The organism is Janthinobacterium sp. 35 (genome assembly GCF_002754575.1).
Lineage (GTDB): Bacteria > Pseudomonadota > Gammaproteobacteria > Burkholderiales > Burkholderiaceae_D > Janthinobacterium > Janthinobacterium tructae.
Genome location: NZ_PEFN01000001.1, coordinates 4,411,845 through 4,430,498 on the forward strand (window position 1 = coordinate 4,411,845; position 18,654 = coordinate 4,430,498).

The 18,654-nt window shown below is 62.6% G+C and carries 21 protein-coding genes; 18 read left to right on the top strand and 3 right to left on the bottom strand.

Going from position 1 to position 18,654, the window contains the following annotated elements:
• Positions 1 to 35: 35 nt before the first annotated feature.
• From CLU93_RS19595 to CLU93_RS19655, 13 genes are all read left to right on the top strand, one after another.
• On the top strand, positions 36 to 704 hold the full coding sequence (locus CLU93_RS19595; protein ID WP_099762965.1) for a tetratricopeptide repeat protein: 669 nt from the start codon (positions 36 to 38) through the stop codon (positions 702 to 704).
• An 85-nt stretch (positions 705 to 789) separates the two neighbouring features.
• On the top strand, positions 790 to 1,935 hold the full coding sequence (gene bamB, locus CLU93_RS19600) for an outer membrane protein assembly factor BamB (protein WP_099762966.1): 1,146 nt from the start codon (positions 790 to 792) through the stop codon (positions 1,933 to 1,935).
• 4 nt (positions 1,936 to 1,939) lie between these two features.
• Positions 1,940 to 3,286: a ribosome biogenesis GTPase Der gene (gene der / locus CLU93_RS19605; RefSeq protein ID WP_034752028.1), complete on the top strand. Its 1,347-nt coding sequence runs from the start codon at positions 1,940 to 1,942 to the stop codon at positions 3,284 to 3,286.
• Between the two features lie 240 nt (positions 3,287 to 3,526).
• Positions 3,527 to 3,763 (top strand): RNA chaperone Hfq, encoded by a 237-nt coding sequence (gene hfq / locus CLU93_RS19610; RefSeq protein ID WP_008450615.1) that lies wholly within the window; start codon positions 3,527 to 3,529, stop codon positions 3,761 to 3,763.
• 114 nt (positions 3,764 to 3,877) lie between these two features.
• Positions 3,878 to 5,101, top strand: coding sequence for a GTPase HflX (gene hflX, locus CLU93_RS19615; RefSeq protein ID WP_099764492.1), 1,224 nt, complete (start codon positions 3,878 to 3,880; stop codon positions 5,099 to 5,101).
• A 2-nt stretch (positions 5,102 to 5,103) separates the two neighbouring features.
• Positions 5,104 to 6,387, top strand: a complete 1,284-nt coding sequence (gene hflK / locus CLU93_RS19620; protein WP_099762967.1) for an FtsH protease activity modulator HflK — start codon at positions 5,104 to 5,106, stop codon at positions 6,385 to 6,387.
• Entirely contained in the window at positions 6,387 to 7,274 is an 888-nt protein-coding gene (gene hflC, locus CLU93_RS19625) for a protease modulator HflC (protein ID WP_099762968.1), read from the top strand. Before hflK ends, hflC begins: the two co-directional genes overlap by 1 nt.
• 272 nt (positions 7,275 to 7,546) lie before the next feature.
• Complete coding sequence (locus CLU93_RS19630; protein WP_071076284.1) at positions 7,547 to 8,707, top strand: ATP phosphoribosyltransferase regulatory subunit; 1,161 nt, start codon at positions 7,547 to 7,549, stop codon at positions 8,705 to 8,707.
• 3 nt (positions 8,708 to 8,710) lie between these two features.
• A complete protein-coding gene (locus tag CLU93_RS19635) occupies positions 8,711 to 10,024 on the top strand; it encodes an adenylosuccinate synthase (RefSeq protein ID WP_071076285.1) in 1,314 nt (437 codons plus the stop codon).
• A gap of 66 nt (positions 10,025 to 10,090) precedes the next feature.
• On the top strand, positions 10,091 to 10,636 hold the full coding sequence (locus tag CLU93_RS19640; RefSeq protein ID WP_034752020.1) for a phosphoribosyltransferase: 546 nt from the start codon (positions 10,091 to 10,093) through the stop codon (positions 10,634 to 10,636).
• A gap of 67 nt (positions 10,637 to 10,703) precedes the next feature.
• Entirely contained in the window at positions 10,704 to 11,213 is a 510-nt protein-coding gene (locus tag CLU93_RS19645; protein WP_099762969.1) for a GNAT family N-acetyltransferase, read from the top strand.
• 5 nt (positions 11,214 to 11,218) lie between these two features.
• Entirely contained in the window at positions 11,219 to 12,136 is a 918-nt protein-coding gene (locus CLU93_RS19650; RefSeq protein ID WP_099762970.1) for a WD40 repeat domain-containing protein, read from the top strand.
• Complete coding sequence (locus tag CLU93_RS19655) at positions 12,133 to 12,438, top strand: NIPSNAP family protein (RefSeq protein ID WP_099762971.1); 306 nt, start codon at positions 12,133 to 12,135, stop codon at positions 12,436 to 12,438. Before CLU93_RS19650 ends, CLU93_RS19655 begins: the two co-directional genes overlap by 4 nt.
• A 30-nt stretch (positions 12,439 to 12,468) precedes the next feature.
• Here the strand turns inward: CLU93_RS19655 and CLU93_RS19660 are convergent, their stop codons facing one another.
• Positions 12,469 to 13,176 (bottom strand): hypothetical protein, encoded by a 708-nt coding sequence (locus CLU93_RS19660; RefSeq protein ID WP_099762972.1) that lies wholly within the window; start codon positions 13,174 to 13,176, stop codon positions 12,469 to 12,471.
• 30 nt (positions 13,177 to 13,206) lie between these two features.
• Positions 13,207 to 14,268, bottom strand: a complete 1,062-nt coding sequence (locus CLU93_RS19665) for an AI-2E family transporter (RefSeq protein WP_099762973.1) — start codon at positions 14,266 to 14,268, stop codon at positions 13,207 to 13,209.
• A 203-nt stretch (positions 14,269 to 14,471) separates the two neighbouring features.
• Between CLU93_RS19665 and CLU93_RS19670 the strand changes: the two genes are divergently transcribed.
• Complete coding sequence (locus tag CLU93_RS19670) at positions 14,472 to 15,098, top strand: flavin reductase family protein (protein WP_099762974.1); 627 nt, start codon at positions 14,472 to 14,474, stop codon at positions 15,096 to 15,098.
• Between the two features lie 157 nt (positions 15,099 to 15,255).
• On the opposite strand, the gene CLU93_RS19675 is transcribed toward CLU93_RS19670, so the two are convergent.
• Positions 15,256 to 16,098, bottom strand: coding sequence for a helix-turn-helix domain-containing protein (locus CLU93_RS19675; protein ID WP_257225023.1), 843 nt, complete (start codon positions 16,096 to 16,098; stop codon positions 15,256 to 15,258).
• 56 nt (positions 16,099 to 16,154) lie between these two features.
• Between CLU93_RS19675 and CLU93_RS19680 the strand changes: the two genes are divergently transcribed.
• The 4 genes from CLU93_RS19680 (at position 16,155) to CLU93_RS19695 (ending at position 18,633) form a co-directional block, all read left to right on the top strand.
• On the top strand, positions 16,155 to 16,655 hold the full coding sequence (locus CLU93_RS19680) for a DUF3224 domain-containing protein (protein WP_257225024.1): 501 nt from the start codon (positions 16,155 to 16,157) through the stop codon (positions 16,653 to 16,655).
• A 93-nt stretch (positions 16,656 to 16,748) separates the two neighbouring features.
• Complete coding sequence (locus CLU93_RS19685) at positions 16,749 to 17,033, top strand: autorepressor SdpR family transcription factor (RefSeq protein ID WP_099762976.1); 285 nt, start codon at positions 16,749 to 16,751, stop codon at positions 17,031 to 17,033.
• On the top strand, positions 17,030 to 17,689 hold the full coding sequence (locus tag CLU93_RS19690; RefSeq protein ID WP_257225025.1) for an SdpI family protein: 660 nt from the start codon (positions 17,030 to 17,032) through the stop codon (positions 17,687 to 17,689). Before CLU93_RS19685 ends, CLU93_RS19690 begins: the two co-directional genes overlap by 4 nt.
• Positions 17,686 to 18,633, top strand: coding sequence for an alpha/beta hydrolase (locus tag CLU93_RS19695; RefSeq protein ID WP_257225026.1), 948 nt, complete (start codon positions 17,686 to 17,688; stop codon positions 18,631 to 18,633). Before CLU93_RS19690 ends, CLU93_RS19695 begins: the two co-directional genes overlap by 4 nt.
• Positions 18,634 to 18,654 lie beyond the last annotated feature (21 nt).

An 18,654-nucleotide genomic window follows, 5' to 3' on the forward strand; every position in this document is an offset into this window, starting at 1 on the left:
ACCCTCGATCAACTACTCATTAAAACTGACGACCCATGGCATACGATCACGAAGAACAAGAACAACTGGCAACCCTGAAGGCCTGGTGGCAGCGCAATGGCAATCTGACCTCCTGGGTCCTGATCGTGGCGCTGGCAGGCTATAGCGGCTGGGCTGGCTGGCAGTACTACCAGCGCACGCAGGCTGCGCAAGCGGGCCAGCTGTACGACGAACTGCAAAACGCCATCGCCGCCAAGGACACGGCCAAGGTGATGCGCGCGGCCGGCGACATGCAATCGCGTTTCGGCGGCACGGCATATGCGCAGATGAGCGCGCTGGCCGCGGCCAAGGTGGCGTTCGACGCGAATGACCTGAAAACGGCCAAGACCCAGCTGCAATGGGTAGCCGAGCACGGCACGGAAGAGTACAAGGCCATCGCCAAGCTGCGCCTGGCCGGTGTCTTGCTGGACGAAAAAGCCTACGATGAAGCGTTGAAAGTGCTGGCGACGGCCACCGTGGCGCAATTTGCCGGCGCCGTGGCCGACCGCAAGGGTGACATCCTGGTGGCGCAAAACAAGCTGGCCGATGCCCGCACGGCCTACCTGGCCGCGATAGCCGCGACGGACAAGAACAATCCAGGCCGTCAACTGATCCAGGTCAAACTGGAAGCGATTGGCGGTACGGTGCCGGAAGACAAGGCCAAGGCTGACAAGGCCGCCGCCTGACAGGCACACTGATGGTGCGGCCGCGCGGCGTTGTGCGCCGCCTGCCTTGCCCTTACAAGTACAAGAAAAAGGTTGGATAACACTTATGCGTGTCACTGAAAAGCTGGTAGCTGCAAGTCTGTTGGCCCTGATGGCCGGTTGCTCGTCCTGGAATCCGTTCGCCTCGAAAGACCCGAAAGTCGAACCGGCCAAGCTGGTCGAGTTAAAATCGAGCATTGCCGTGCGCGACGCCTGGAAGTATTCGATCGGCAAGGCCGGTGTGTACGCGTTTACGCCTGCGCTGGCCGGCAACAGCCTGTACGTGGTCAATGCTGATGGCGCGCTGGCGCGCCTGGATGCGGCCAGCGGCCGTGAAACCTGGCGCGTCAAGGCCGGCAGCGACATCACGTCGAGCGCCGGCAGCGATGGCAGCGTGGTGGCCGTGGGCGCCGCCAAGGGCGTCGTGCTGGCGTTTGATGCCGATGGCAAGCAGCTGTGGAAGGCACAGGCGTCCAGCGAAGTATTGACGGCACCCGTCGTGGGGCAGGGCGTGGTGGTGGTGCGCAGCGTGGATAACCGCATCGTCGGCTTCGATGCCAAGACGGGCGAGCGCAAGTGGACGGTGCAGCGCGCCACGCCGGCACTGACCCTGCGCAATGCGCCGGGCATGGTGCTGGGCGGCGCGAATGTCTACGTGGCCCAGCCGGGCGGCAAGCTGCTGGCACTGACGGCGGCCACCGGTGTGGTACGCTGGGAGATCGTCGTCAGCGAACCGCGCGGCGCTACCGAACTGGAGCGCGTCTCCGACATCGCCGGTACGCCGGTGGTGTTCGAGGGTGAAGTGTGCGCCGTCACGTACCAGGGCAAGGCAGGCTGCTTCGATGCCGCCACAGGCGTGCCGCGCTGGACCAAACCGATCTCGTCCGATGTGGGCGTGGCTGTCGACCAGCGTTTCGTGTTTGCCGCCGACGCCCAGGGCGCCGTGGTGGCGTTCAGCCGCGAAGGCGGCCAGAGCGCCTGGAAGAATGAGGCGCTGGCGCGCCGCCGCCTGTCGACGCCGGCCTCTTTCGGCCGCAGCGTCGCCGTCGGTGACTATCAAGGTTATATCCACTTCCTGTCACGGGAAGATGGCGCATTAATAGGTCGTGTCAGCACCGACGGTAGCCCGATTGTTTCGGCTCCCGTTGTTGCCGGTTCGAATTTGATTTTTCAAACCCAATCAGGGACAGTGACCGCTCTCGCGGTCGAGTAATACAATGAAGCCGGTAATTGCACTAGTAGGTCGACCCAATGTTGGGAAATCGACTTTATTCAATCGTCTGACCCGCTCGCGCGATGCGCTGGTGGCGGATTTGCCTGGGTTGACGCGCGATCGTCACTATGGCGAAGGCCGTGTCGGCGAACGTCCCTTCCTGGTCATCGATACGGGTGGTTTCGAACCCGTCGCCAAGGAAGGCATCATGCACCAGATGGCACTGCAGACCAAGCAGGCCGTGGCCGAGGCCGACGTGGTGGTGTTCATCGTGGACGGCCGTCAAGGCCTGACCCCGCATGACAAGACCATCGTTGACTTCCTGCGCAAGAGCGGTCGCCCGGTCTTGCTGGTGGTGAACAAAAGCGAAGGCATGCGCTATACGGCCGTCGTGTCCGAATTCTATGAATTGGGCATGGGCGATCCGTATGCGATTTCGTCGGCGCACGGCGACGGCGTCAACGACCTCGTCGAAGTGATGCTGGACCTGGCGTTCGCGCAGCGTCCGGATGAGCCTGAAGAGCTGGAAAAGACCGACCGCGGCATCAAGATCGCCCTCGTCGGCCGTCCAAACGTGGGCAAGTCGACCTTGATTAACACGCTGCTGGGCGAAGAGCGCGTGATCGCCTTCGACATGCCGGGCACGACGCGCGACTCGATCGAGATTCCGTTCGAGCGCGATGGCCAGCAATACACGCTGATCGACACGGCCGGTATCCGCCGCCGTGGCAAGGTATTTGAAGCGATCGAGAAATTCTCGGTGGTGAAAACCCTGCAATCGATTTCCGAAGCCAACGTGGTCGTGCTGATGCTCGACGCGCAGCAGGATATTTCCGAGCAAGACGCGCATATCGCCGGCTTCATCCTGGAATCGGGCCGCGCGCTGGTGGTGGCCGTGAACAAATGGGATGGCTTGCAATCGCACGAACGCGACGAAATCAAGATCGATATCGACCGCAAGCTCGATTTCCTGTCGTTCGCGCAGATGCATTTCATTTCGGCGCTGAAGGGCACCAACATCGGTCCATTGATGAAGTCGCTCAACGCCGCGTATGCAGCCGCCATGTGCGACCTGTCGACGCCGAAGCTGACGCGCGCCCTGATCGAGGCCGTGGAGAAGCAGGAGCCGCGCCGCAAGGGCTCGATCCGTCCGAAGCTGCGCTACGCCCACCAGGGCGGCATGAACCCGCCGGTGATCGTGATTCACGGCAATGCGCTCGACGCCGTCGGCGATCCGTACAAACGCTATCTGGAAAAACATTTCCGCGATACGTTTGCGCTGGTCGGCACGCCGCTGCGCATCGAACTGCGCACGGGTAAAAACCCGTTTGCACGCACGCCGAGCAAGTAATGCGTTCATCGCTGGATTAAGTGCATATTAAGGCGCCGCAGAGATAATGCGGCGCCGACAACCATTCATGGCTGTTTGCACGGAAATAATAAAGTGTTAATGCGCCATGCGCGACAGCGATCGCGAAAACAGGTTACAGTAGCTAAGACGCATCTTTCTTTCTTTGAAAGGTGTGAGAGCACTTGAAATCAAGCGAGTCGCCTCCAATTCTTACACAACAACATAAACAACGGAGCTGTTATGAGCAACAAAGGGCAACTGTTACAAGACCCATTCCTCAATGCATTACGCAAAGAGCATGTTCCTGTCTCGATCTACCTGGTCAATGGCATTAAATTGCAGGGCCATATCGAATCATTCGATCAATATGTCGTATTGCTGCGCAATACGGTGACACAGATGGTGTACAAGCATGCCATCTCGACAGTGGTGCCGGCCCGTGCCGTCAATCTCAATATTGAATCTGAAGCGGAGTAAAGCGTTGAGCTTGAAGGCCCAGCGCCTTTCACCCTCCATCGCCTCCGTCCGCGCCAGCGGCGCTGATGCGTTTGCATCGGCGTCGGCGTCCGCCGCAACTTGTCTGATGCCATCATGCGCGCCGTACTAGTCGGGGTTGACTTCGGTCACAGCGACTTCGCCGCCAGCATGGAAGAACTCATGCTGTTGTCGCGTTCGGCTGGCGCGGACCCGATTTCCACCATCACGGCCAAGCGTTCGAGTCCCGATTCCGCGTATTTCGTCGGTAGCGGCAAGGCCGATGAAATTGGCGACATCGTCGTCAACGATGGCCTGGAAATCGTCATCTTCAATCACGCCCTTTCGCCCGCACAGCAGCGCAATCTGGAAAAGCGCCTGAATGTGCGCGTGCTCGACCGTACCAGCCTGATCCTCGACATCTTTGCGCAGCGCGCCAAGAGCCACGAGGGCAAGCTGCAAGTCGAGCTGGCCCAGCTGCAGCATCTGGCCACGCGCCTGATCCGCGGCTGGACCCACCTTGAGCGGCAAAAGGGCGGTATCGGTTTGCGCGGTCCCGGCGAGACGCAGCTCGAGACCGACCGCCGGCTGATCGGCGACCGTGTCAAGGCCTTGCGCGCGCGCCTGGAAAAGCTGCACAAGCAGCGCGAAACGCAGCGCCGCGCGCGCGGCCGCAATCACACATTCTCGGTGTCCCTGGTCGGCTATACCAATGCCGGCAAGTCGACCCTGTTCAATGCCGTGACCAAGGCCGGCGTGTATGTCGCCGACCAGTTGTTCGCCACGCTCGATACCACCTCGCGCCGGGTTTACCTGGGCCAGGAAGTGGGCAATGTGGTGATCTCGGACACGGTCGGCTTCGTGCGCGAATTGCCGCATCAGCTGGTGGCCGCATTCCGCGCCACGCTCGAAGAAACCATTCATGCCGATTTGCTGCTGCATGTCGTCGACGCTGCGTCGCCGGTACGCATGGAGCAGATCGAGCAGGTCAACCTGGTCTTGAAAGAGATCGGCGCCGATCACATTCCGCAAATCCTCGTGTGGAACAAGATCGACGCAGCCGGGCTGGAACCTTCGGTGGAGCGCGACGAATATGCTACGATCAGTCGCGTGTTCGTGAGTGCGCAGAAGGGCAGCGGGCTCGACCTGCTGCGCGATGCGATTGTCGAGATGGCCAGGAAGGCGCCTCGTTCGGCGCACCTGTATCAGAACGACGCAGCACCGCAGGAAGATCAGTTGGACGGTCAGTACGACCAGCACGATGGCGCCGCCCCGGACCAGGACGAAGAGCCTGGCGAGGACGATACGATTTCCACCCACTCCCAAGTCGGAACACGATAGTTATGCTTGTCTCCCTACTCAAAAAAACAGGCTTGAAGTTGTCCCTGAACGATCCCCGCTGGGGCAATCGCAAGGACGACGGCAAGAAAGCCCAAGAAGGCAAAAAGCCCGGCGAAGGTCCGCCGGACCTCGATCAGCTGTGGCGCGATTTCAATCAGCGCCTGAACGCCTTTTTCGGACAGAAGAACCGTCCCGACAACGGCGGCAATAACAACGGCGGCGGCAGCGGCCCGCGTCCCGACATGAAGGGCGCCGGCATCACCGCCGGCGTGGTCGGCGTGATCGCCGTCTTCATCTGGCTCGCCAGCGGCGCCTTCATCGTGCAAGAGGGCCAGAGCGGCGTGGTGCTGACGTTTGGCCAATACACGCGCACGGCGCCGGCCGGTCTCAACTGGCGCTGGCCGTATCCGTTCCAGACCGATGAAACCGTCAACGTGTCGCAGGTGCGCACGGTGGAAGTCGGGTATCGCACGTCGCTGCGCAACAAGCAGGCCAGCGAGTCGCTGATGCTGACGGACGATGAAAACATCATCGATATCCAGTTCGCGGTGCAGTACACCTTGAAAGATCCCGTGGAATGGCTGTTCAGCCTGCGCGACCAGGAAGACACCTTGCGCCAGGTCGCCGAGACGGCGATCCGCGAAGTGGTCGGTCGCAGCAAGATGGACTTCGTGCTGTATGAAGGCCGCGAAAAAGTGGCCTTCGACACGCAGAAATTGATGCAGCAGATTCTTGAAGATTACAAGGCTGGCGTGTTGATCAACAACGTGACGATGCAGGCCGTGCAGCCGCCGGAGCAGGTGCAAGCCGCCTTCGACGATGCCGTCAAGGCAGGCCAGGACCGTGAGCGCCAGAAGAATGAAGGCCAGGCTTACGCCAATGACGTCATTCCAAAAGCACGCGGCGCAGCATTCCGCCTGGTGCAGGAAGCCGAGGCCTACCGGGCCATGGTGACCGAGAACTCCGAAGGTAACGCGTCGCGCTTCAAGCAGGTGCTGGTCGAGTACCAGAAGGCGCCGGCCGTCACGCGCGACCGCATGTACCTGGAAACGATGCAGCAAGTGTTCAGCAGTGCCAGCAAGGTCATGGTTGATGCCAAGACGGGTAGCAATCTGCTGTATCTGCCGCTCGACAAGCTGATCGCCCAGACGGCTGCCACCGATGCCGCCGCCCGTGCTGCCGCGACACCCGCAGCCAACACCGTTTTGCCACAGGAAGCCATGCCGACAGTAGAAGTCAATCAGCGCCGTGACAGCCGCTCTTCGCGTGAACGGGAGAGCCGCTAATGAACCGTATCGTTGCCGCCCTGATCGCGGGCTTTATCGCGATCATGCTCTTGTCTTCGACCGTGTTTGTCGTCGATCAGCGTAAATACGCCATCGTCTTCGCCCTCGGTGAAGTCAAGGACGAGATCAGCAAGCCTGGCCTGTATTTCAAGCTGCCGCCGCCGTTCCAGAACGTCATCTACCTGGACAAGCGCATCCTGACGCTCGACACGCCGGAGCCGGAACGCTTCATCACGGCCGAGAAGAAGAACATTCTCGTCGACGCGTATGTGAAGTGGCGCATCGTCAATCCGAAGACCTATTTCCGCAGCTTCGGCGGCGATGAAAGCCGCGCCCGCAACCGCATGTCGCAAATCGTCAAGGCCGCCCTGAACGATGAAATCACCAAGCGCACGGTGCGCGAAGTGATCTCGGGCGAGCGTGGCAAGGTGATGCAGGCGATCAAGGCCAAGGTGGCGGCCGAGGCCGAGGCCATCGGCGTGGGCATCGTCGACGTGCGCCTGAAACGCGTCGATTACGTCGAGCAGATCAATAACTCCGTGTACGAACGCATGAAGTCCGAGCGCGTGCGCGTGGCCAACGAGCTGCGTTCGACCGGTTCGGCTGACTCCGAGAAGATCCGCGCCGACGCCGACAAGCAGCGCACGGTGATCCTGGCCGAAGCCTACCGCGAAGCCGAGAAGATCCGCGGCGAGGGTGATGCCAAGGCGTCGCAGGTGTATGCGGAAGCGTTTGGCCGGAATCCGGAGTTCTACAAGTTTTATCGTAGCCTGGAAGCCTACCGTGCCACGTTCAAGGACAAGGGCGATGTGATGGTGGTCGATCCGAGTTCGGAATTCTTCAAGTACTTCAAGGGTAACGGCGCGGCCGCTCCATCCAGGAAGTAAGGCAGCATCGAGACTGCACCTGGCCGCAAGGACGGGTGGCAGCAGCAGCGGGGCCGGCGTCAATGCCGGCCCCGTTTTTTTTGGTGCGCCCAGGCTGTTGCGGGAAGGCGTAAAATGCGGTGTTTTTAGGGCTGTGTGGCAGCTATTCGGAGAACTTGTCCCTAAAGGCCCGTGTTTTCGCGTAAAATATCAGGTTCGGCCTCTTGCCTGGCGCGCTCGCCGCTGCCTCGCATGATGCATTTTTTCAACTTTCTTCCGTATCTCGCTCCCTCATGCCGAATTGGCTTTTGCCCGAAAATATTGCCGATGTTCTGCCGTCGGAAGCGCGCAAGATCGAAGAGCTGCGCCGCCTCATGCTGGATAATTTCCGTTTGTACGGATATGAACTGGTGATGCCGCCGCTGCTCGAGTATCTGGAATCGCTGATGACCGGCGCTGGCAAGGATACCGACCTGCGCACCTTTAAACTGGTCGACCAGCTGTCGGGCCGCATGCTCGGCCTGCGTGCCGACATGACGACGCAAGTGGCGCGCATCGACGCGCACCTGCTGAACCGTGCCACCGTGACCCGCCTGTGCTACGCCGGCAGCGTGCTGCATACCCGTCCGTCGGGTCTGCATGCCACCCGCGAACCGCTGCAGATCGGCGCCGAAATCTATGGCCACGCCGGCCTGGAAGCCGATGCCGAGATCCAGGAACTGGCGCTCGCTTCGCTGGCACTGGCCGGTTTCGACTCCGTCCGCCTGGATTTGTCGCACGTCGGGCTGTTGCGCGCTATCATTGCGCAAGACGCCGCTGCCGTGCGCGACGAGGCTGCGCTGTACACCTTGCTGCGCGCGAAAGATGCGCCGGGCCTGCGTGCGCTGACTGCCGCCTACGATCCCGTCACGCGCGATGCTTTGCTGGCCTTGCCGAACCTGTACGGTGACATCGACGTGCTGGCGCGTGCGCGCGAAGTGCTGCCGCCGCTGCCGGGCGTGCTCAAAGCGCTGGCCGAGCTGGCCGCGCTGGCCGGATCTGCGTTGGGTCGCGCCGAAGTGGCGATCGACCTGGCCGACCTGCGCGGCTACCAATATGAAAGCGGCGCGATGTTTGCGCTGTATGTACCTGGCTTGCCGAACGCGGTTGCGCGCGGCGGCCGTTATGACCACGTCGGCGAAGCGTTCGGCCGGGCTCGTCCCGCGACCGGCTTCTCGCTCGATTTGCGCGAACTGGCGCGCCTGTTGCCGACCGCGGAACGGAAGCATTCGATCCGCGCGCCGTGGGGCAGCGCGCCAGAATTGAAGGAAAAAATCGCCGAGTTGCGCAAGGCGGGCGAGGTCGTGATCCAGAGTATGCCGGGTCACAGTAATGAACAAGACGAGTTCGAGTGCGATCGCGTGCTGGTACTTGCCGATAATGGTAGTAGCTGGATTCTTAAAAACTTAGGTTGAGTGATGTCAAAGAAAATTATGGCAAAGAACGTCGTTGTCATCGGCACCCAATGGGGCGATGAGGGTAAAGGCAAGATCGTCGATTGGTTGACCGATCACGCCCAAGGTGTGGTGCGCTTCCAGGGCGGCCACAATGCAGGCCACACGCTGGTCATCGGCGGCGTGAAAACCGCGCTGCAGCTGATCCCGTCGGGCATCATGCGTCCAGGCGTCGCCTGCTACATCGGTAACGGCGTGGTCGTTTCCGTGCCGGACGTGCTGCGCGAAATCGACAAGCTCGAAGCTGTCGGCGTCGAAGTCGCCTCGCGCCTGAAAGTGTCGGACGCGGCGCCCGTGATCCTGCCGTACCACACCGCGATCGACCTGGCGCGTGAAGTCAAGCGTGGCGATGCGAAGATCGGTACCACCGGCAAGGGCATCGGCCCGGCCTATGAAGATAAAGTGGCGCGCCGCGCGATCCGTATCGCCGACCTGCTCAACGAGAAGCGCTTCGCTGAAAAGCTGGCCGAAAACCTCGATTATCACAACTTTGTGCTGGAAAACTACCTGAAAGCGCCGAAAGTCGACTATCAGAAGACCCTCGACGACGCGCTGGCCTATGTGCCGCGCCTGCGTCCGATGGTCACCGACGTGTCGAGCGCGCTGTACAAGGCGCACAAGGCCGGCGCGAACCTGCTGTTCGAAGGCGCGCAGGGTTCCCTGCTCGACGTCGACCACGGCACCTATCCGTTCGTCACCTCGTCGAACTGCGTGGCCGGCAATGCCGCCGCCGGTTCGGGCGTGGGCCCAGGCATGCTGCACTACATCATGGGCATCACCAAGGCTTACACGACGCGCGTCGGTTCCGGTCCCTTCCCTTCGGAACTGCCAACGGATGCGGGCGTCGGCCACCACCTGGCGCAAGTCGGCCATGAATTCGGCACCGTGACGGGCCGCGCCCGCCGCTGCGGCTGGTTCGACGCCGCCTTGCTGCGCCGCTCCGTGCAGATCAACGGCGTGACGGGCATGTGCCTGACCAAGCTGGATGTACTGGACGGTATCGAAACGCTGAAACTGTGCACCGGCTACACCATCGATGGCGTGTCGGTCGACATCTTCCCATCGGGCGCTGAAGAAGCCGCACGTTGCGTACCGGTGTACGAAGAGATGCCAGGCTGGACGGAAAGCACCGTCGGCGCGAAATCGCTGGCGGCCTTGCCGGCAACGGCGCGCGCTTACATCAAGCGCATCGAAGAACTGGTCGGCGTACCGGTGGACATGGTTTCGACCGGTCCCGATCGTGAAGAAACGATCGTGCTGCGCCACCCATTCGAGTAAGCTGCTGGACACAATCCGCCGCAAGGCGGATTTTTTTAATCACGCTAATAATAAGATTCCACTATCATGACTACCCCACAATCGAACGATCAACATCTCTGGGTCAACTGGGAAGAGTACCACCGCCTGATCGAGCGCCTGGCGCTCAAGGTCTACGAATCGGGCTGGAAATTTGACCAGGTACTGTGCCTGGCGCGCGGCGGCGTGCGTCCCGGCGACGTGTTCTCGCGCATTTTTGATTTGCCGCTGGCCATCCTGTCGACCAGCTCCTACCGTGAAGACGCGGGCACCGTGCGCGGCGACCTCGATATCGCCAAGTACATGACCATGACCAAGGGCCCGCTGGCCGGCCGCATCCTGCTGGTCGACGACCTGGCCGATTCCGGCGTCACGCTGGACAAGGTCACGCGCCACCTGAAGGAAAACTTCCCTGACGTGACCGAAGTCAAATCGGCCGTGATCTGGCTGAAAGGCTGCTCCGTCGTGCGTCCCGACTACTTCCTCGACGAACTGCCGCACAACCCGTGGATTCATCAGCCGTTCGAAGACTACGACGGCCTGCGTCCGCACCAGCTGGCGGCGTGGATCAAGAAGGGCGAAGCAGGCAAGTAATTGCGTGCGCTCTTGCAAAAAAAAGACGATCATGTATCGTCTTTTTTTTCGTCTGAAGGAATCTGGCATGACCATTCTGCACACGGCGCGGCTGCGCCTCGAACCCGTCACCGAGCAGCATTACGACGCCATGCACGCCATGAACTCGGATGCCGAAGTGATGACCTACCTGAATGCGGGCCAGCCGGAGACGGAAGAGCACACGCGCGCCGCCGTTGCCCGCATCATGGGGCGCTGGGCCGAGTGGGGCTATTCGTGGTGGGCCTTGATGCGTACCGAAGATGAGGTGCTGGTGGGGCTGGCCTGCTTGCAGCATATCGGCGGCGACAAGGCCAAGCCGCATGAAATCGGCTGGCGCCTGGCGCGCTCTGGCTGGGGCAAGGGCTATGCCAGCGAAGCGGCGCAAGCCATCGTCGCGCATGCCTTCGACGTCGTCGGCGCGCCCGAAGTGGTGGCCGTGGCGCACCCGGACAATGCCGCCTCGATCAAGGTCATGACGCGCCTGGGCATGCAATACGTGGGCATGGAACGCCATTACGACCTCGACAGCGTGGTGTACCGCTTGCCGCGTCCATGACGGCAATGCAGAAGCCCCTGAAGCTGGGTTGCAGCTACGGCGTACGGTTTTCGCCCGATGGCACGCGCCTGGCCGTGCTGGGGCGCGACCTGGTCCTGTGGGACGTGGCGGCACGAACCAAGCTGTGGCGTGGCAAATTCATCGCGCACATGTCGGGCATGGCCTTCTCGCCCGATGGCAGCCGGCTGGCCATCAAGAGCACCACGGGCCAGATGGCCGTGGTGGATGCGCAGGCGGGCCAGTTGCTGCTGAACTTACAGAACAAGAAGGATGGCGAAGGCTGCGGCCCCGTTTGGTCGCCGTGCCGGCAATATCTGGCCGACGGCGGCTGGGATGGCCGTCTGCGGCTGCGCGCGGCGCAAACTGGCGAGACGCTTTTCACGCAGGAGCATCCGGGCGAGATGCTGCGGGGGCTCTGCGCCATCGATGGCGGGCGGCGTCTGCTGCTCCAGCATGGCGTCAAATCGGTGGACGAGGGGCAGGTGCAGCCGCTTGACTACTGCAGTGTGTGGGATTGGCCCTTGCAAGACGGCGGCGGGCGCGTGGTGCTGTCGCTGCCAGGCATGATGTCGTGCGCGCCGTCGCCGGATGGGGAGTCTCTGGCCGTGCTGCACCACGCGGGCGGCACGCAGTATCTGTCCGTGTACGCGCTGGACGACGGCAGTTGTCTGGCCAAGGTACCCGTGGAGGCGGGCGGCGGCACGGGCAACGCCTTGCGCTGGCTGCCAGACGGCAGCGCGCTGGGGCGCATCGGCAAGGGCAAGCTGCTGTTTTATGGCTGGCCCGGCTTAAACGTCGTGGCGCAGGAATATTTTATCTACCCCTGCGCGCTGGACTTTTTGCCTGGCTCGCCAGTGGCCGCCATCGGCTCCTGGGGAGCTGGCACGCTGATGAATCTGAATCTTCACAAGGAAACCGCATGATCACCTGTTACCTGCGTTACATCATCGACCCGTATAGATTGCGGGAATTCGAAGCCTACGGCAAGCTGTGGATACCGCTGGTCGAACGTTTCGGCGGCCAGCACCACGGCTATTTTTTGCCGTCGGAAGGCGCCAGCAACGTCGCCCTGGCCATGTTCTCGTTTCCCAGCCTGGCCCTGTATGAACAGTACCGCAGCGACTCGATGCAGGACGCCGAGTGCCAGGCCGCCTTCCGCTACGCGGAGGAGACGCGCTGCATCGTCAGCTACGAGCGCAGTTTTTTCCGCCCCGTGTTTGGCTGACACGGCGCGCTTTCGCGCGATCGACCGCCATTAAAACCGGATGGGACAAGGCGCCGCAGTCCCTTCGCCAAAACCGGCGTAGCCGGATCGCGCGCTGAGGTTGAGCGTCATGTTGCCTTTGTCCGGCAAATAGATGCAGTATTCACCGGTCGCCGTGATGACGCGGTAGATGCGTTTGGGATCGTTTGGTGCGCTCCACAGTTCGATACGCGCTGCTTCGAACCACTTCGGCTTGACCGCCGCATGCGCTTCCGAGAAGCCTTTCGCCAGGCGCGTGTGCGCCGTCTCGGGCGGCGCCACGAACTCCTGCGGATGCTCTGCGCGCAGCTGGCGGTCGATGGCGCCGGCTGCCTGCAGCGCCTGTTGCGCCAGGGGGAGGGGGGCGGCCTTGGGTGCGGCAGGCACCGGTTCTGCCGGTAGCGCATCGTCTTGCGGCGGGTCCTGCACCGGTGCCGTCGCCTCCTTCGGTGGCGACACGCTTGCCACGCTCGATGGACGGGCTGGCGGACGTGCCGGCGCCGGATCGGGTTCGGCGGGTGGAGTGAACCCTCTTGTCGGCGGCAGTGGTGGCGTCAGCTGCAGCCAGACCCGGCCATCGTGCTCGATTCTGGTGTGTACGGGCTGCGTGGCGGCCCAGAACAGCGCCAGGTGCACCAGGATAATCGCGGCGATGTACCGGCCATGGGGACGCTGGCCGAGAGAAAAATCATGCTCCTGTCGTGCAAGGTTGATGCGCATCTGTTTCCCGTTTGGTCAGGTCGCCACGCCTCAATCCTCGGCCTGGAATTCGCTGGCCGAGACGAACAGATCCCACGAAGCGATGAACAGGGCCGCCACCACGGGGCCGATGACGAAGCCGTTCAGGCCAAACAGGGCCATGCCGCCCACGGTCGACAGCAGCACCACGTAGTCGGGCATCTTGGTATCCTTGCCGACCAGGATGGGACGCAGCACGTTGTCGACCAGGCCGATGACGAAGACGCCGAAGGCGGCCAGGCCTGCGCCTTGCCAGATGGCGCCCGTGGCCAGGAAGTAGACGGCCACGGGTGCCCAGACCAGGGCGGCGCCGACGGCCGGCAGCAGCGACAGGAAGGCCATCAGCACGGCCCACAGCAGGGGGGCTGGCACGTCGAGGAACCAGAATGCCAGCCCACCGAGGGCGCCCTGGGCGATCGCCACGAGGATGTTGCCCTTCACGGTGGCGCGGATCACCGTGGTGAAATTGGTAAACAGGCGCTGCTTGTACTTGCGGCTCAGCGGCACGGCGCCCTTGATGCGGGCCGACAGGGTGGAGCCATCGCGCATGAGAAAAAACAGCAGGTACAGCATGATGCACAGGCTGGTGAGGAATTCGAAGGTGTACAGGCCCACATTGATGGCTTTCACCGCCACCACCTGGCTCACCTGCGTGGCGCCCTCGGCCAGTTTGTCCTGCAGGCTGGCCAGGCTGCTCAGGTGGAAGCGGTCGAGCAAGTTGATCGACCATTGCGGCAGTACCGCCATGATTTTATTGAAGAACATGCCAACCGTGATTTCGCCCGAACGTACCATCTCCACGACGCTGGCCGCCTGGTTCACCAGCGACACGGAAATGAGCGACAGCGGCAGGATTACGATGACGACGATGAGCAGCAAGGTCAGCAGCGACGCCAGGCCGGCGCGGCCCCTGGTTTTCCGCAGCAGCCAGCGGTACACGGGCGCGAACAGGATCGCCAGGACGACGCCCCAGAAGATGGCACCCGCATACGGCGCCAGTATCCAGCCGAAGCCGATGGTGACGATGCTCAGGAGGAGCAAGAATACTTTCTGGTGCAGCGTGAGGGTATGCATGGGCGGTAGCGCAATGATAAGGGTTGAGTTGTCTCATCATAAACGAGGCCGCGTGCCGCGTGCCATACAATTGTCGCGCTGGTCACCTTGGTCGCCTTGGTCGCCGGCGCGCCGGCAACGCGGTGGCGGCAATTCCAGTAAGCTGTCGTTCCAGGCATTCCATCCCCGGGTGCCTTTGATTTCTTTTGTCTTCAGGAGCGCGCGTGCTTGAGCCCATTCACTTTTATGAACCTGCACAGGGCCACGGCCTGCCGCATGATCCGTTCAACGCCATCGTGGGGCCGCGGCCCATCGGCTGGATCGCCACGCGCAGCAGCGCAGGCGTGCTCAATCTGGCGCCCTACAGCTTTTTCAACGCCTTCAATTACACGCCGCCGCTGATCGGTTTTTCCAGCATCGGCCGCAAGGATACCTTGCGCAATATCGAGCAGACGGGCGAATTCGTGTGGAACCTGGCAACCCGTCCGCTGGCCGAGGCGATGAATGCCAGCTGCGCGCCGGCGCCGCCCGAGGTCGATGAATTCGCGCTGGCCGGCCTGACGCCGGCCGCCTCGCGCATCGTGAATGTGCCGCGCGTGGCCGAAAGCCCCGTGTCCTTCGAATGCCGGCGCACGCAGATCATCGAGCTGCAGGGCGTCAATGGCGCTGGTGTCGGCAGCTGGCTGGTACTGGGGGAAGTGGTGGGCGTACATATCGCGCGCCATCTGCTCGTGGACGGTGTGTACGACACGGCCGCAGCTGCGCCTGTCTTGCGTGGCGGCGGCCCGGCCGATTATTTCGAAATCGGTCCGGACAGCTTGTTTCACATGCGCCGGCCAGTCTGGCCTTAGAGACTATCTCAGTAGATGAATACATCCCCTGCTGGCGCCCCTCAGAAGCGGGGACTGCGTTGATCGTCGTTGCGTGGCTCGCCACGCGTCCTCCTCACGCCTTGTCCGCGCTCCTGATGCGCTGCCAGCAGAAGACGCTCCCTACTGGGATAGTCTCTTAGGCGCCTGCCGCCAGCTGCGAGCGGCGATAGTCGAACGGCGTGCTGCCCACCAGTTCCGCAAAACTGCGGCTGAAATGGGCCTGGTCAAAAAAGCCCAGTGCCTGCGCCAGGCTGGCCAGGTCGGGCGCGTCGGGCTGCGCCAGGCGCCAGATCGCCTCCTGCAGGCGGTAGCGCTGGATCACCCATTTCGGCGGCACGCCCACGTAGTTGGCAAACAGGCGCTGCAGCCTGCGTTCACCAATGGCCATGGTTTCGCACAGCTGCGCCACGCTTGCCGGGCCATTGTGGGCCGCCGCCGCCGCGGTCAGCCTGGCGGCCAGCAGGGCGGCGGCGTCGACCTGCGGCAGCCTTGCCAGCAGCAGTGCCTGTGCCTGCGCCACCATGGCCAGATCGTCGGACTCGCCTAACACCCGCGCCTCGGCCTGCGCTCCCGGCATGCCCAGCAGCGCATCGGCCGCGATGGTCGTGTCGGTGAAGGTCGACAGTGGCTGCGTGATGAACGGGCGCAGGCCGCCCGGCGCGAAACGCACGCCCAATACTTTGCCGGCACCGGTCAACGGCCGGTCAAAGGCGCCGCGCACCACGCCATGAATGGCGGTGCGCTCAAGGTCGAAGACCAGGTGGGCGTTCGGGTAGGGCAGCACGCGCTGCGTCTCCGGCGCGCAGCCCCGCCGGTCCCATTCCACCACCCAGAAGTAGTCGACAAACGGCGCCAGCGCGGCAGCCGGTGGATAGGTTGCCAGGCGTATGCGGCGCGCCGCTGCCTGCGGGTCGACGATGCCTTTCGGCGCCTGGCCGCGCGCGGCGAGCAGATTCATCGTGCTGTCGGGTTTATCCAATATTTGTCTCCTGCGCGGCCTTAAGCTGGCCCTCTCGCATTGATCGGAAGGGAATCATGAAATTACACAGTTGGTCGGGCCTGATGCTGGCCGCATGTTGTCTATCGGTGGCGCCAGCCGGCGCCGCCTCGTCTGTATCTACAGAAGGAGATCATCGCATGCACGCGCACGCTACGGGAAGTTTTAGCATCAGCATGACGCCGGCCACGGCGCCGCAACGCGCGGGGCGCACGAGCTTGGGAAGGGTGCTGCTTGAGAAGGTGTATGCGGGCGACCTGGTCGCCACGGCCAAGGGCGAAATGCTCAATGCCGTGACCGACACCCAAGGCGCGGCCGGCTATGTCGCCATGGAAGCCATCACGGGCGTGCTGCAGGGCAGGCAGGGCAGCTTCGTGGCGCAGCATTTCGGCACCATGGCCGACGGCAAACAGCAGCTGACTATCGTCATCGTGCCGCATTCCGGCACGGGGCAGCTGACGGGCATCAGCGGCACGCTGGCCATCCGCATTGAGAATGGCCAGCATTTCTACGACATCGATTACTCGCTGCCGGAGTAGGGGAAGGGACGAGGCAGGCGCTGGAAATCGCTTGACCTCCGTCGCACTTGCCTCTATATTTAGATAATTGACTAATTAGATGTTTGTCTCAATATGAATGCCACCAACAGCGCCTTCAAGGCCATTGCCGATCCTGCGCGGCGCGAGATACTGCGGTTGCTGCGGACAGGTGAAATGACGGCCGGCGACCTGGCCGCCCGGTTCGACGTGAGCAAGCCGACCATGTCGCACCATTTTGCCGTGCTAGCCGACGCGGATCTGATCACGCGCCGGCGCGAAGGGCAGACCATCTGGTATGGCTTGAATACCACGGTGTTGCAGGACGTACTGGCCTGGATGCTGGACTTGACCGATACCGACCACAAGGAGAGCAAATGATGAAAGCGCGCTTTGTCGCCCTGAGCCTGTTGATGATCGTGGCCGTCAGTGCTGCCATCGTGTATGCCTGGCCGCAGTTGCCCGAGGTGGTGGCCGTGCACTGGAACTGGCGCGGCGAGGCCGATGGCTATGCGCCGCGCGCCGTGCTGTGGCTGCTCGGGCCGGGCCTGATGGCGTGCATGCTGATACTGGCGCTCGTGCTGCCCTCGCTGTCGCCGCGCCGCTTCGAGGTGCAGCCGTTCGAGTCGACCTTCTACTACAGCTTTGGCGTCGTGCTGGGCCTGCTGGCGTATGTGCATGGCCTCGTACTGGCCAGTGCCGCTGGCGTGGCGGTGCCCATCGGCCGGGCGGTACCGGCGGGCCTGTGCGTGATGCTGATCCTGGCAGGCAATCCCATGGGCAAGGTGCGGCGCAATTTTTATCTGGGTATCCGCACCCCGTGGACCTTGTCCAACGAACGGGTCTGGTATGTAACGCACCGTTTTGCGGCCAGGTTGATGGTGGGTAGTGGGCTGCTGGGCTTCTTTATGCTGGCGGCGGGCGTGCCCGGATGGCTGCTGCTCGTGCCAGCGATAGCCTGGGTGCCGGTGGCCGTGCTGTACTCGCTGCTGCAGTACAAACGGCTGGACATTCGTTCCCAGGGAGAAGAGCAATGATGCGATGGATATGCAGCGTAGTTGTCATGATGCTGGCCTTGCCTGCGCATGCCGCCGGTAGCGAACAGGAGGCGACGCTGGCAGTGCACGGTGGTGTGCTGCACGGCACCTTGTCGATGCCGGATGGGCAAGGGAAAGTGCCAGTGGTGCTGCTGCATGCGGGCTCCGGTCCGACTGATCGCAATGGCAATAGCGCCATGTTGCCGGGCCAGAATAATGCGCTGCGCATGCTGGCCGAGGCGCTGGCACGCAATGGCATCGCTACGCTGCGCTATGACAAGCGCGGGATCGGCGCCAGTGCATCGGCGGGGCGGCGCGAAGCCGACCTGCGCTTGGATGACTATATCGATGACGCCACGGCGTGGTTGCGGCAGTTGCGCGCCGACCCGCGCTTTACGAATGTGCTGATGGCCGGGCATAGCGAAGGGGCGCTGATCGCGATGGTGGCTTGCCAGAAAGCGCAGCTTGATGGCTGTGTGCTGATTGCCGGCGCCGGCAACGCGCTCGACGATATCCTGCGCGTGCAATTGAAGCCGCGTCTGCCGCCCGAGCTGTATGCGCAAAACGAGCGCATCCTGCTGGCGCTTAAGCGGGGCGAGCAGGTAAGCGACGTGCCGCCAGCCTTGCTGGCGCTGTACCGGCCTTCGGTGCAGCCGTATCTGATTTCATCGCTGAAGGTCGATCCGCGCGCGGCAGTTGGCGCCTTGCGCATGCCGCTATTGATACTGCAGGGGGCGACCGATTTGCAGGTGTCGGTGGCCGATGCGCAGGCCCTGTCGGCCGCCGCACCGGCGGCCAGACTGGTGATTGTGCCGGGCATGAACCATGTATTGAAAATGGTCAGTGGCGATTTGGCGCAGCAAATGCCGTCGTATGGCGATCCTGTGCTGCCGCTGGCGCCCGCGCTGGTCGACGCGGTGACGGCGTTTGTTCAGGGACGGTGAAATGTGGGGTCGTCGCGTAGG